The sequence below is a fragment of the Halomonas sp. EF61 genome (genome assembly GCF_040147045.1).
Taxonomy (GTDB): domain Bacteria; phylum Pseudomonadota; class Gammaproteobacteria; order Pseudomonadales; family Halomonadaceae; genus Halomonas; species Halomonas litopenaei.
The window spans coordinates 274,781-288,359 of record NZ_JAMSHM010000004.1 but is presented as its reverse complement, the minus strand read 5'-3'; the positions used below and the strand labels follow the sequence as shown (position 1 = coordinate 288,359).

12 protein-coding genes are annotated in these 13,579 nt (G+C 60.6%); 6 read left to right on the top strand and 6 right to left on the bottom strand.

Features of this window, described 5'->3' with window-relative positions:
• Nucleotides 1-127: 127 nt before the first annotated feature.
• Nucleotides 128-1,135, bottom strand: a complete 1,008-nt coding sequence (dusA, locus tag NFI08_RS20910) for a tRNA dihydrouridine(20/20a) synthase DusA (protein ID WP_502881145.1) — start codon at nucleotides 1,133-1,135, stop codon at nucleotides 128-130.
• Between the two features lie 276 nt (nucleotides 1,136-1,411).
• Here dusA and NFI08_RS20905 point away from each other — a divergent pair, with 276 nt between their 5' ends.
• Nucleotides 1,412-1,699, top strand: coding sequence for a hypothetical protein (locus NFI08_RS20905; protein WP_349591405.1), 288 nt, complete (start codon nucleotides 1,412-1,414; stop codon nucleotides 1,697-1,699).
• A gap of 950 nt (nucleotides 1,700-2,649) precedes the next feature.
• On the opposite strand, the gene NFI08_RS20900 is transcribed toward NFI08_RS20905, so the two are convergent.
• Nucleotides 2,650-3,567: a PAAR domain-containing protein gene (locus tag NFI08_RS20900; RefSeq protein ID WP_349591404.1), complete on the bottom strand. Its 918-nt coding sequence runs from the start codon at nucleotides 3,565-3,567 to the stop codon at nucleotides 2,650-2,652.
• A 362-nt stretch (nucleotides 3,568-3,929) separates the two neighbouring features.
• Between NFI08_RS20900 and NFI08_RS20895 the strand changes: the two genes are divergently transcribed.
• Nucleotides 3,930-4,592, top strand: a complete 663-nt coding sequence (locus NFI08_RS20895) for a uracil-DNA glycosylase family protein (RefSeq protein ID WP_349591403.1) — start codon at nucleotides 3,930-3,932, stop codon at nucleotides 4,590-4,592.
• Nucleotides 4,593-5,512: 920 nt separating this feature from the next.
• Here the strand turns inward: NFI08_RS20895 and NFI08_RS20890 are convergent.
• Entirely contained in the window at nucleotides 5,513-5,740 is a 228-nt protein-coding gene (locus NFI08_RS20890) for a type II toxin-antitoxin system HicB family antitoxin (RefSeq protein WP_349591402.1), read from the bottom strand.
• Nucleotides 5,741-5,925: 185 nt separating this feature from the next.
• Between NFI08_RS20890 and NFI08_RS20885 the strand changes: the two genes are divergently transcribed.
• Nucleotides 5,926-6,192, top strand: coding sequence for a type II toxin-antitoxin system RelE/ParE family toxin (locus NFI08_RS20885; protein ID WP_349591646.1), 267 nt, complete (start codon nucleotides 5,926-5,928; stop codon nucleotides 6,190-6,192).
• Nucleotides 6,189-6,470, top strand: coding sequence for an addiction module antidote protein (locus tag NFI08_RS20880; RefSeq protein WP_045991840.1), 282 nt, complete (start codon nucleotides 6,189-6,191; stop codon nucleotides 6,468-6,470). The genes NFI08_RS20885 and NFI08_RS20880 overlap by 4 nt, the downstream gene beginning before the upstream one ends.
• Before the next feature lie 260 nt (nucleotides 6,471-6,730).
• On the opposite strand, the gene ampC is transcribed toward NFI08_RS20880, so the two are convergent.
• From ampC to NFI08_RS20865, 3 genes are all read right to left on the bottom strand, one after another.
• Nucleotides 6,731-7,936: a class C beta-lactamase gene (ampC, locus tag NFI08_RS20875; RefSeq protein WP_222517187.1), complete on the bottom strand. Its 1,206-nt coding sequence runs from the start codon at nucleotides 7,934-7,936 to the stop codon at nucleotides 6,731-6,733.
• Between the two features lie 258 nt (nucleotides 7,937-8,194).
• On the bottom strand, nucleotides 8,195-8,893 hold the full coding sequence (locus NFI08_RS20870) for a glutathione binding-like protein (RefSeq protein WP_222517188.1): 699 nt from the start codon (nucleotides 8,891-8,893) through the stop codon (nucleotides 8,195-8,197).
• 345 nt (nucleotides 8,894-9,238) lie between these two features.
• Nucleotides 9,239-10,153 carry a LysR family transcriptional regulator gene (locus NFI08_RS20865; RefSeq protein ID WP_045991838.1) on the bottom strand — a complete coding sequence of 305 codons (915 nt, stop codon included), beginning with the start codon at nucleotides 10,151-10,153 and terminating at the stop codon, nucleotides 9,239-9,241.
• A 178-nt stretch (nucleotides 10,154-10,331) separates the two neighbouring features.
• Here NFI08_RS20865 and NFI08_RS20860 point away from each other — a divergent pair, with 178 nt between their 5' ends.
• Together NFI08_RS20860 and NFI08_RS20855 are read left to right on the top strand one after the other, a co-directional pair.
• A complete protein-coding gene (locus NFI08_RS20860) occupies nucleotides 10,332-11,840 on the top strand; it encodes a CoA-acylating methylmalonate-semialdehyde dehydrogenase (protein ID WP_108133287.1) in 1,509 nt (502 codons plus the stop codon).
• 23 nt (nucleotides 11,841-11,863) lie between these two features.
• Nucleotides 11,864-13,534, top strand: a complete 1,671-nt coding sequence (locus NFI08_RS20855) for a GMC family oxidoreductase (RefSeq protein ID WP_349591401.1) — start codon at nucleotides 11,864-11,866, stop codon at nucleotides 13,532-13,534.
• Nucleotides 13,535-13,579: the final 45 nt, after the last annotated feature.

The following is a 13,579-nucleotide window of genomic DNA, read 5'->3' as shown; positions in this document are numbered from 1 at the left end:
CTTGATGAAGATCGAGTCCCCAACCCCGGACCCAATAAGGAATAGAGAACGGCCGAGCAGATCGCTCGGCCGTTGTCTTTTTTGCAGGGCAATTTTTCCCGCGCAGCGGAGTGTCGTGCAGCCGTTGTCAGGCGCTGACGGGTTCCGGCACCAGGCCCAGGGCATCGTCGAACACCGCCAGGCCCGCGCCGTCGCGATGAGCGTTCTCCGACAGATGTCGACGGAAGCGGCGCCCGCCGGGGCAGCCCTGGAACAGGCCAAGAAGATGGCGGGTGATATGGTTGAGCTTGGCGCCTTCTTCCAGGCGGCGCTGGATGTAAGGGCGTAGTGCCATGGCGGCGGCGTGGCGACTGTCAGCAGGCCCCGGCTCGCCGTAGATCGCCTGGTCCACCTGGGCCAGCAGCCAGGGATTCTGGTAGGCCTCGCGACCCACCATCACGCTGTCGACGTGATTAAGCTGCGTCTGGGACTCCTCGAGGCTCTTGATGCCGCCGTTGATGCCGATATGCAGGTCGGGGCGACTGGCCTTCAAGCGATGCACCCGCGGATAATTCAGCGGCGGCACGTCGCGGTTTTCCTTGGGGGACAGCCCCTGCAGCCAGGCCTTGCGCGCGTGCACGATAAACACCTCGCAGCCGGCGTCGGCTACCTGGGTGATAAAGCGCTCGAGATCGGCGTCCTCGTCCTGATCGTCGATCCCGATACGGCACTTCACTGTCACCGGAATCGACACCGCCTCGCGCATCGTCGCCACCGCCAGTGCCACCTTGTCCGGATGACCCATCAGGCAGGCCCCGATCAGGTTGTTCTGGACCCTGTCGCTGGGGCAACCCACGTTGAGATTGACCTCGTCATAGCCCCACTCCTCGGCGATCGCCGCGCACTCGGCGAGTTCTCCTGGATCGCTGCCACCAAGCTGCAGCGCCAGCGGGTGCTCCACCTCGTCGTAGCCGAGGAAGCGCTCGCGCGGACGCCCGTGAAGGATCGCACCAGTGGTCACCATCTCGGTGTACAAGAGCGTCCGGCGCGTCAGGGTGCGCGCGAATACGCGGTAGTCGCGTGTCGTCCAGTCCATCATGGGGGCCACGGAAAAGCGGCGGGCCTGGGCCAGGGGATCTCGGTCAGTCATCGGCATCAAGAGGTCGGGCAGGAGAGGGCGCGTAGTGTACCAGCCCCAAGGGGGCGTTTTCATTGTTGGTGTGGTGACTGTGCGGCGGGTACGAGTCGGAGCAGAGGTGCTTCGCAGTCTGCCCCTGGCCTTGCGTTCTACCGCCAAATTGGAGCAGCGAGGAAAACTTTGCAGATGGAGGACTGCTGGCGCTGGCCTTCCGGCGACGCGAGTATCGTGGTACCGACGAGGGATTGCGCCTTACCTCGGCGCGACGGGCCACCAGGCGAGAGGAGGCGATTTATGCTCAATGAGACCTTGAAAAGGCGATTGGCGAAGGACCGTCCCACGACGACAGTGACGCTGCGGGTGCCGGTTGATGTGGTGGAGTCACTGAAGGCGATAGCGCCGCGGAAGGGGCTTCAAGGCTACCAGACGCTGCTGAAAGCCTACGTCAGCGAGGGACTGCGTCGCGATGAGGCTCGCTATCTCGATGATGGTGTGCGGCGTTTGGTGGAGGCGTTGAAGGCTCGGGGTGTGGCTCCCGAACTTATCGAACGTGCGGTGGCTGATGCCAACGAAGAGAATTGAGTCGAGCACATCCAACTGTGCGCCTTTCGATAAGGGGGCTCAATAGTCTCCTGCAAGGCACAGGCGATATGTCAGGGGAAGGTCAGATCGATGCGCTCGACTGATTTGACGCTTTCGAGCGGTATCCTCTTGATGCGGGCCAGGGGATCTCGGTCAGCCATCGGCATCAAGAGATCGGGCGGGAGAGAGCGCGTGGTGTGCCAGCCCCAAGGGTGCGTTTTCATCGTGTGGAGTATGGGTCATCGGTCGCGATCTTGCGTAGGGCCCACCTTTGCCTGTCGTGCATCGTGGTCGAGCAGCCGGACTGAGCGAAGTGCCTGGCCCACTACGACCGTCTTGAGCGCTGTTCTACCTCGACCCACCGTACTGGGAGATTGTCGGGTAGGGCACCGGCTTCGGCGTCGAGCAATATGAACGCATGGACGAGCTTGCCCCGACAGCGAAAGGGCAGGTCGTCATCAGCGTCAACGACGTACCCAAGATGCGCGAGGTGTTCCAGGGGCTCGACCTACAGACGACGCAGCTGCGGTACACGGTGGGGAGGGAGACGACCAGACCGAGAGGAGAATTGGTTATTGTAAATAGGTGAAATAACGCTGGCAGGCTACCACATAGGGGTAGCCTATCGCCTATAGGAAATGGTATATCTAAAGACATATGTTCATGTCGACACTAATGCCGTGTTATTGATTTAAACCATCGAATCATGCCTACCAGGAAACGCAAAGCCAACGCAGGGAGTGATAGTACGAAAAAAGTCACGAAAAACCAGCCGAAAAACACTGAGGCGATCGCTCCAAGTTGATACTCACATTGTGTTGTGCCGGATAGATAACTACAGAATTCTCCTTGTGGGTTGTGATCAAGGGCGACATATGCCATAAGTGCAGAAAGCACTAAAGAAATGGCGATCGATACGGTTAGATATACAAGCCCGAGATGCCTCTTGTTCACTTTCTATTTATCCAAAGTTGACGATCATAAATTAATTTTGTTCGCTTTCCGTAGTCGCTGACATGCTCTGCGCCTAGAGCATTGTAAATGCTCGCCACTTTCTCGATAGTTGGTGAAGATATCCGTTCTTGTATTCTTTTTAACAATACTGCTGCTACATAAATATTTGGATATGGTTGATTTACTACTTCGTCCCTTGTAAATCCTACCTCGTCAGCAAGTGGCTTCCAGTATTCATAATTAAGGTTCATTGGGCGAAAACTTCTATTTTTTGTGTGTACTCTGTCGTAATAACCATGGGTGGTTTCAAGGTAAGCGATGGCTTTTAATAACCGTGCTTCCACTCCAACTTCTCGGCTAACAGCTTCGTAGGCTAGCTCATTCCCATCGACCTCATCAAACCTATCAAATTCGTACCATGGCTCATTGCTGGAGGCGTTTGGATTGTCGGATATCTCAAAGATAGCTGGAGTATTCTGGATGATACTAATCCACCTATCGGATTCAAGATTGATGATAGGAGGGGTGTCTGCTGCTGCTCTCTTCGGGGATCCACTAACCAGCTCAGTCGAAGATGCCCGTTGCTGGTACTGATGCGACAGAGGAGTGTCAGCATAGGCTGGAGCATCGGGAGAGCCAATAGCATGGTAGTGAGCTGTTGATGAGAATAATGTAGCCCCGCAAGCCGTCGAGCACCCATGAAACGCAACGGCTTTGCCATTGACTGAGAATGTGGGATGGCCCTCGACGATGGGGCATACCCCGTGTCCCTTTTGAGGGCAAGCAACCATATCACCTACCACTGCTACAGGAATGCCATCAACAAGGTAGTTTGCTTGCCCTGTCACGACTGTCCCGCCATGTGATGAGCTATCCCCTACACGAATGACTCCATCCCCTGGACCAAACATCATCTCTCTCCTTGTTCACCCATGTTGTCCTTTCGTCTTATGCAAAGTGAGTAGATCAGCCAGTCATTGGTGTGGCAATGAGCCTATGTGCTGTCTTGGCACTGAAAGCCTCTCTTGCGGTGTGTCGAAAGAGCGCAGTGACACCCGGCGCGCCGTCGACACCCCGCCCCGCCTGCGCGCTAAACCTGTCGATTTTTGCGCACCCTTGCACTCCCGTCGAGGGCGCCTGTGCTCTGGGCTCCATTGCGCTGACAAAGAGGCTAGTTTTCATGCGGAATCATGCGGTTTGACACTCTCACCTTTAGTCGGGGAAGCTGTCTTTTCCTGTGGCGAATTTTCTTGGGGCAGACGACTCTGGAGGTAGTATGAGAAAGGAAGATATTCCCGTGATCGCACGGAATGCGCTGAGTGATTTAATGAGTGAGTCTGGTGGGATTTTGTATAGTAGTCACGAAACCTTAAAAAAAGGAGACGTTTACTTGCTGGGGTTCAATCCTGGAGGTAGTGGCGGACCATCGATCGAAGAAGGTATTGACGAAATTCTTAGCTCAGAGATAAATGCATATTTGGACGAGTCTTGGTCAAATGGCAATGGTTCTTGGGGGGCTGGCAAAGCCACTTTGCAAAGGCGAATCGTTTATTTGCTGAATGAGCTTGGCCTTGAACCACGAGAAGTATGTTCTAGTAATTTGATTTTTGTGAGGAGTCGAGATGAAAGCGGAGTTGACTACTCCTTAGCGAAACAGTGCTGGCCCGTCCATGAAGCGATTATTGAGTTGGTCCAGCCTAGATTGATATTAGCATTTGGTAACTCCGAGAGGTCGTCATACGGGTATCTTCGAAAGTTGCTCAATGGAAAAGAAGATCTTATCTGCTCAGGCCATGGAAATTGGAAAGTAAAGGGGTTCTCGACCGAACTCAACGGCCGTGATATTTACGTGGCTGGAACACCACACTTAAGTAGGTACTCACCAGAAGGGAAGCGAAACGTCATTCAGTGGTTGAAGTCACACCTGAATGGTCGGTAGCCGACGTTTCTTCAAGCATGTTGCCGAGGGCCCCTCCTTTTGCTGCTCACTAAGAATGTGGGGGGGGGGAAAGGTAACATCGGTGACAGGGCCAGAAAACAGACCTTATGCATTTGTTTTTATTAATAAATTCTGTAACCGTAAAAATGTCGCAAAAGGTAACGCCCGACTAACCATCTGATTTTCTTAGGCTCTTGAAAACAAGAAAAATACCTTTCCAAAAGGTAATGCATCACCTTTTCATCACCTTTTTGTTACATTTTGGACACCCGTTAGAATTGCTTTTAAATCATTTGGTTACGCCAGTTTTTGGCAACCCGTTACCTTTGTTACCTTTTTCCGAGCCCCCCGCGGATTCTGAGGCGGGCCCGTCTCTAACGCGTACGCACGCGTTCGTCATGTCCATGCTCGTGCCTGTCTCACCGACAAGCGCAACGCCAGCGGCAAGATCCGTGCCGCTTTTTCTTGCTGGTAAATTTTTGGTACACGACGCCGGGAAAGCCCGTGGTTGTGGGCTTTAACCCCGATCCATCATCGGCGCCACAGAAAAGCGGCGGGCCTGGGCCAGGGGATCTCGGTCAGTCATCGGCATCAAGAGGTCGGGCAGGAGAGGGCGTTTAGTGTACCAGCCCCAAGGGGGCGTTTTCATCGTTGGTGCTGAGACATTGGAAGCGAGCCTTTACGAGCGGTCCTGCCTGGCTCCGTAGAGCCAGGCAGGGCCTCCGTCATGCCCTTCTTATAGCAAGTTGGCCATCGTCTTCATGAAGGAGCAGAGCCCTTGAAGTGATCAACGAGGCCCACGGCGAGTGGGTGAGCCTCGATCTGGGGCGCAGTGCTTTGACGCCGTGAATCACCCCACGCAGCGCTCGAGTTCATGTGCCCAGATAGGGAGTCATGTCGATCTCGACTGCGGCCCACACCTAGCCGGCATAGTCGGGATCCGCCAGGTGCTGCTCGATAGCGCTGGCTGAAGGGATGGGATCGCCATCGTCGACCAGGCTCTCGAGATGTCCTTCAATGGCTTCGCGGGCATTGGCGATCGCCTCATCAAAGGTGTCACCGGCCGAGAAGCAGCCCGGTAGGTCAGGCACTGCCACACCATAGGCATGCTGGTCGTCACCTACCTCGATGGCAACGGGATAGTGCATGTCGTGTCTCCTGTGGTGAGCCGGTGTGTCCGGCCTCACTCGAGGCCGGCTTGCTTCTTCGGATGGAGCAATGCGACCGCATGGCCGAGCTAGCTTGGACAGCGAAAGGGCAGGTCGTCATCAGCGTCAACGACGTATCCAAAATGCGCGAGGTGTTCCAGGGGCTAGACCTGTAGACGACGCAGCTGTGGTATACGGTAGGCCGGAAGACTACAGGCCCGAAAGTACTGGCTCGGCTACGGCGCGTTGAACTGGGTAACGTCGGTGACTGTGAGGCTGTCGGTGAGGGGGTCTCGGAACTTAGGATCCATTACGGGCCTGGTTACCGAGTGTATTTCGTCCAGAAGGGGCACGAACTGATCATTTTGCTGGCAGGCGGCGACAAGTCCAGCCAGGCCAGAGATATCGAACTCGCCAAGCGATTGGCGAGGGAGTTGACGGAGGCACCATGAGCACACTTCAGAAATGGGATGTCGTTGACCATCTGCAGACGGAAGAAGACATGGCCTTGTATCTTGAGGCCTGCCTTGAAGAAGGTGATCCCGCTCTCGTCGTGGCGGCGCTTGGCGATATCGCTCGAGCGCGAGGCATGACGCAACTGGCGCGCGATACCGGCCTGACCCGCGAAGGGCTTTACAAGGCGCTTTCGGCCGATGGGAACCCAAGTTTTGCGACAGTCATGAAGGTCATGAATGCCCTTGGCTTCACGCTGCGAGCCGACGCTCCCTGACGCTTTCTGCGATTCAGACAAGCTATCGTCTTTTCCAAGCGCTTCCCCCCGGTGCTTGTGCTGCGGCTTTCAGGGCCTGAGGGCTGGAGAATTCAGCGCCCAGGCCGTCTGGTTTCATTGGTTGGCTCGGTTAGTGCCTACCACCGGTCGTAGACGCTTCTCTGCCCCATGTATTGCCTTTGCACAGCCCCGTGCTTCGCCCTTGCTTCGCTCCTTGTTTCATTGCTCCGGGCGGCACCGGGTTCAAGCACTTTTCGTTCTTACTGCTCCAGCGCCTCCAGTATCCGCCAGGCGGCTTCGACGCGCTCGCCGTTGGGGTAGCGCTTGTTGGCGAGGATGACGATGCCCAGTTCATGCGCCGGCATAAAGGCGGCGTAGGCGCCGAAGCCGCCGGTGGAGCCGGTCTTGTGGTACCAGCGCTGGGGCTGTGGCTCGCCTGACGGCTCGAGCATGGTGACAGGCTGGGGCTCCAGCGCCATCTCTGCGGTGGTGCCGTTTTGCAGCGTATCGAGGGTCGTCGGCAGGGCGTAGCTTTCCCAGGCGAGTCCCTGCTGCATCTCGCCGACGGTGGCGTAGCCCTGGTGGGTGGCCAGCAGGGCTTGTGCCATGCGCTGGTCGTCCTGGCTGCCTTGATAGGCGTCGATATTGGCCTGAACGAAGCGTGCCAGGTCCCGTGCCGTGGTCTTGATGCCGTAGGCCTGGGTGTCCAGCGGGCCCGGATTGACGCGCACGGGCTGGTCATCGCCGTTGTAGCCCTGGGCGTAGTGGCGGGCCTGGTCGTCGGGCACCGTAAGCCAGGTGGCATCGAGGCCAAGTGTGGGCAGCACGCTGTCCTGAATCAGCTCAGCGAAGCTTGAGCCTTCGCTCTGGGCCGCGAGCAGGCCGAACAGGCCGATGCTGGGGTTCGAGTACAGGCGCTTGGTGCCGGCGGCAAAGTCCGGCTGCCAGTTCACGAAGTAGTCGTGGAGGGTGGCGTCTTCGACGCCCGCGGGAAACTGCAGCGGGAAGCCGCCGGCGGTGTAGGTGGCAAGCTCTACCATGCTGACCTCGCCTACTGGACGACCCTCGAAGTCGGGCTCGATGCTGGCCGCACTGTCGCTCAGGGAGAAGGCTCCGCCTTGCTGCACCCAGGCGCCCAGCGCCGCGGTGAAGGTCTTGCTGACCGAGCCGATCTCGAACAGGGTGTCGTCGTTCACGGCGGCGCCGGTCGAGGACTCCCGGCTGGCGACGCCGTAGTGGCTCAGGCAGATGTTGCCGTGGTCGATCAGTGCCACCGACACCCCCGGGATGCCGTGGTGATCCATCAGTGCCTCGATCTGCTGGTCCATGGTCGGGTTTTCGCAGGATCGGCTACTCTGCTGCTCGACGGTAGTCCGGTCGGCGTCTTTAGGCGCGGAGGCCGCCTGGGCGGAGGTGGTCCCCACGGCGAAGACGAGGGGCAGAAGATGAACGGGGCGAACGGGCATGAGCGGTGATTCCGTCGTGTGGGGGTGTTGCCCGGGGCCGTGGGGCCACGGGGCAGGCGGACAGGCACAGGACGGCGCGCCTTGAAGGCTCACGGAGTCTGCTGTGCCGGCACAATCATCGCCTGAACCCGGCGGCGAGTCACCCGTGGGATGAGGTTCGATCGTGCGGCTCTCACCTCATTTCGTCTCGCTCTACCTCTACCGATCGCCACATTCACCGATCGCCACCTTCACCCTGGTAGCGCCTGCTATATCGCCTCAGGCCAGGACCTTGAGGCCTCGTTGCACGGCGGGACGCTCGAGAAACGCCTGGAGGGTGCGGTCGACGTGGGGGAAGTTGGCAAACTCGACCAGATCCCCGGCGTCGTAGCGGTAGACCAGGTTGCGTATCCAGGGAAGGATGGCGATATCCACCACCGAATAGTCCTCGCCCATGATCCACTCGCGCTGTTCCAGGCGCTTGTCCAGCACCCCAAGCAGGCGTTTGGCCTCGTCCACGTAGCGCTGAAGAGGGCGCTTGTCCTCGAATTCCTTGCCGGCGAAGAAGTGGAAGTAGCCGATCTGGCCAAACATCGGGCCCACGCCGCCGACCTGGAACATCAGCCATTGCAGGGCCTGGTAGTAGGCCTGGGGCGTCTGGGGCACCAGCTGGCCGGTCTTGTCGGCCAGGTACAGCAGAATCGTGCCTGACTCGAACAGTCCGATCGGCTGGCCTTCAGGGCCGTCGGGATCGAGGATCGCGGGAATCTTGTTGTTGGGGCTGAGCGAGAGAAACTCGGGAGAGTGCTGGTCCCTGGTATCGAAGTTGACCCGGTGCGCTTCGTAGTCCAGCCCGACTTCCTCCAGCATGATCGAGACCTTGACCCCGTTGGGGGTCGGCAGCGAATAGAGCTGCAGGCGCTCGGGGTGTGTCGCCGGCCACTTGGCAGTGATGGGGAAGCGGGAAAGGTCGGTCATGGGGACATTCCTTGTGGTGAAGAACGAAGGGAGCGTGACGCTGACATCTGGTGGCTGGAAGTACGAACTGAAGGTGCGAGCAAGGAGCGATCGAGACAGGCGTCGCCCTTGACCTGAACCGGGGAAAGCCGTCAGCCAACGTCTGGAGGGTAGCACCCGACGACGGATTCGAGCGTCGCCAGGCGCAGAAAGGCGCAGCTCTGGTGCATTTGGCGCTGCTGCCAAAGCGGGTTCGGGCGCGTACCGGCGGGTTCGGGCGCCTATCAGCGGGGTCTACCCCGGGCTGACTCAGGCCCTGGGTCTTGTACGAAAAGCCACCGAGCGCAGGCACTTTTCCTACAAGCCTCACTCAGGGCGGTTGGGCCAGACGCTCTCCAGGGTGGCAAGCGCGGCCTGCAGCGGCGGCTCGCGGGTACGTTCCTTCTTCCATACAAAGCACAGGGCGCAGTCCAGCGTCACCCCCTCGACGATGGTCAGGCCGCTGCGCTGGCGCTCGGTCAAGGCCAGCGAATCCCGGGCCAGGCTCAACCCCACCCCGGCGCGTACCAGGTCGAGCATGCAGGCCTCCTGGTCGACCTGAGCGACCCGCCGGGGCGTCTCTCCGCTGTCCTGCATGGCGCGCTTGAGCAGTCGATGGTGGACCGAGTCGGGGGGTGTGACGATCCAGGGCAGGGTGGCCAGCGTCGACCAGCGGGTGTCCTCGACCCGCGATTCCCAACCGGAGGGCGCCACCACGTAGTAGCGAAAGTGGGTCAGCTCGACAAACGCAAGTTCGCCGGCGCCGTCGGCGTGGGTGCTGCCTGTTCCGGGGGGCGCCAGATAGAAACCTGCATCCAGCTCGCCGCGCTCCACTCGCGACAGGGCGTAACCGCTCATGCCGTGGTGCAGCTCGGTCTCGAGTTCCGGGGCGCGCTCGACCAGCACCTTGAGAAAGCTGCCCAGACGGATGAATTCGGGATCGATGATGGTGCCGATCCTTAACAGCCCCCGCACCGTCGAGTGCAGTGAGCGGGCCATCTGATCGAACACCCGGGCGCTCTCCAGGGCCTTTTCGGCGGTGGGCAGCAGTGCCTGACCGTGGGCCGTCAGCTCCAGTCCCTGGGGGCGGCGGTGGAACAGCGTCAGTCCTAGCGTTGCCTGCAGCTGCTTCAACTTTAGGCTAACCGCCGGCTGGGTGAGATGCAGCGCCTCGGCGGCGCGGGAGACGCTGCCGAGGTGCGCCACCGTGACGAATGCTCGCAGCGTGGGGTAGTCCTGCATGGCGCCTTCCTTCAACAGAGCGTGTTATTTGAGAACCTTATATCTGGGTTTCAAATAACTCAATTGCTCAGATCGCCACTAGAGATAGGCTGTACAGCGACAAGACGAGCAGGCTGGGCACCTTTCCTCATACGGCCACGCTCGAATGACTTAAACAACGCTTATAAAGGAGCACCCCATGACCTCGACGATTCCTCACTTCATCGGCGGCCAGATCGACGAAAGCGCTTCCCTGGGTCATCAGGACGTCTACAACCCGGCGACCGGCCAGGTCAGTGGCCGAGTGGCGCTGGCCTCCGCCAGCGAGATCGACAAGGCGGTAGAGGTGGCCAAGGCGGCCTTCCCGAGCTGGGCCGACACCCCGCCTATCCGCCGCGCCCGGGTGATGTTCCGCTTTCTCGAATTGCTCAATGCCAACAAGGATGCCCTGGCCGAGGCGATCACCCGTGAGCACGGCAAGGTCTTCACCGACGCCCAGGGCGAGGTGGCACGGGGTATCGACATCGTCGAGTTCGCCTGCGGAATCCCGCAGCTGCTCAAGGGCGACTTCACCGACCAGGTCAGCACCGGCATCGACAACTGGACACTGCGCCAGCCGCTTGGTGTGGTCGCCGGCATCACCCCGTTCAACTTCCCGGCCATGGTGCCGATGTGGATGTTCCCGGTCGCCATCGCCGCCGGCAACAGCTTCATCCTCAAGCCCAGCCCCACCGATCCCAGCGCCTCGCTGATGATGGCGGACCTGCTCAAGCAGGCCGGGCTGCCCGACGGCGTGTTCAACGTGGTCCAGGGCGGCAAGGAAACGGTGGACGCGCTGATCGACCATCCCGACGTCAAGGCGCTGTCCTTCGTCGGCTCCACTCCCATTGCCAACCTGATCTACCAGCGTGGCGCGGCGCTGGGCAAGCGTGTACAAGCCCTCGGCGGCGCCAAGAACCACATGGTGGTGATGCCCGACGCCGACCTCGACAAGGCGGTGGACGCGCTGATCGGTGCCGCCTACGGCTCCGCCGGCGAGCGCTGCATGGCCATCAGTGTGGCGGTGCTGGTCGGCGACGTGGCCGATGACGTGGTGGCACGCGTCGCCGAGCGCGCCCGTGGTCTCAAGGTCAAGGACGGCATGCAGCTGGACGCCGAGATGGGGCCGATCGTCACCGCCCAGGCCCATCAGCGTATTACCGGCTACATCGACAAGGGCGTCGAGGAGGGTGCCGAGCTGGTGGTCGATGGCCGTGGCTTCGACAGCAGCAATACCGGCGAAGGCTGCAGCGAGGGCTTCTGGATGGGCGGCACCCTGTTCGACCACGTCACCCCGGAAATGACGATCTACCGCGAGGAGATCTTCGGCCCGGTGCTGGCCTGTGTGCGCGTGCCGGACGTGGCCACCGCCATCGAGCTGATCAATGACCACGAGTTCGGCAACGGCGTCAGCTGCTTCACCGAGAGCGGCAAGGTCGCCCGCGAGTTTGGCCGTCGCATCCAGGTGGGCATGGTCGGCATCAACGTGCCGATTCCGGTGCCCATGGCGTGGCATGGCTTCGGTGGCTGGAAGCGCTCGCTGTTCGGCGACATGCACGCCTACGGCGAAGAGGGCGTGCGCTTCTACACCAAGCAGAAGTCGATCATGCAGCGCTGGTCCGACTCCATCGAGGCGGGCGCGGAGTTCGTGATGCCGACCGCCAAATAACGCCCTGAATCGAGGGATCTGCGATGACAACCGCACAACAATACGACAGCGAGTTTGACTACATCGTGGTCGGAGCAGGCACCGCCGGGTGCCTGCTGGCCAATCGCTTGAGCGCCAACCCCAACAACCGGGTGCTGCTGATCGAAGCCGGTGGTCGCGACAACTACCACTGGATCCACGTGCCGGTGGGCTACCTGTACTGCATCGACAACCCGCGTACCGACTGGCGCTTTCGCACCGATCCGGACGCGGGCCTCAACGGGCGCTCGCTGCTCTACCCGCGCGGCAAGACCCTCGGCGGCTGCTCGAGCATCAACGGCATGATCTACATGCGCGGCCAGGCCCGGGACTACAACCACTGGGCCGAGGTCACCGGTGACGATCAGTGGCGCTGGGAGCACTGCCTGCCGGCCTTCATCCAGCACGAGGATCACTATCGTCTGGACGAGGGCGGCGACGCCGACGCCGCGCACCGGGACTTTCACGGCCACGGTGGCGAGTGGCGCATCGAGAAGCAGCGGCTCAAGTGGGAGGTGCTGGACGACTTCGCCGAGGCGGCGGTCCAGGCGGGTATCCCACGGACCAAAGACTTCAACCGTGGCAGCAACGAGGGCGTCGACTACTTCGAGGTCAATCAGCGCTCCGGCTGGCGCTGGAACACCGCCAAGGCGTTCCTGCGTCCGGCGCTCAAGCGGCCGAACCTGACGCTGTGGCACTCCACCCAGGTCAATCGGCTGATCGTCGCCGGCGGCGAGCCCGATGGCGAGAAGCGCTGTGAAGGCGTCGAGGTCAAGCGCGAGGGCACCACCCAGCTGGCCAGGGCGTGCCGTGAGGTGGTGCTGTCCGCCGGCGCCATCGGCTCACCCCAGATCCTGCAGCTCTCCGGTATCGGGCCTGGTGAGCTGCTCAAGCAGCACGGCATCGACGTCGTCCACGAACTGCCGGGGGTCGGCGAGAACCTGCAGGACCATCTGCAGATTCGTTCGGTGTACAAGGTCAAGGGCGCCAAGACCCTCAACACCATGGCCAGCACCCTGTGGGGCAAGGCCGGCATCGGTCTGGAATACGTGTTCAAGCGCACAGGCCCGATGAGCATGGCGCCGTCTCAGCTCGGTATCTTCACCCGCAGCAGCGACGAGCACGAGCACCCCAACATCCAGTACCACGTCCAGCCCCTGAGTCTGGAGGCCTTCGGCCAGCCGCTGCATCCCTATCCGGCGGTCACCGCCAGCGTCTGCAACCTGAATCCGACCAGTCGCGGCAGCGTCAGGATTCAGAGCGCCGATCCGGCCCAGGCGCCGTCCATCGCCCCCAACTACCTGAGCACCGACGAGGACCGACGGGTGGCGGCGGACTCGCTGCGCGTCACCCGCAGGATCGCCGAGCAGAAGGCGTTCGCCAGGTACGAACCGGAGGAGGTCAAGCCCGGCGTCCAGTACCAGACCGATGAAGAGCTGTGGCGGCTGGCCGGTGACATCGGCACCACCATCTTCCACCCGGTCGGAACCACCCGGATGGGGCAGGCCGACGATCCCATGGCGGTGGTCGACTCACGCCTGCGGGTGAGGGGCATCCAGGGACTGCGGGTGGCGGACGCCGGCGTCATGCCGACCATCACCAGCGGCAATACCAACTCGCCGACCTTGATGATCGCCGAGCGAGCGGCGGGCTGGATGCTCGAGGCCGCCGGCTGAGCGCCGGTGTCTTGCGCAGCAAGCGTCACAACAACAAACGATAAA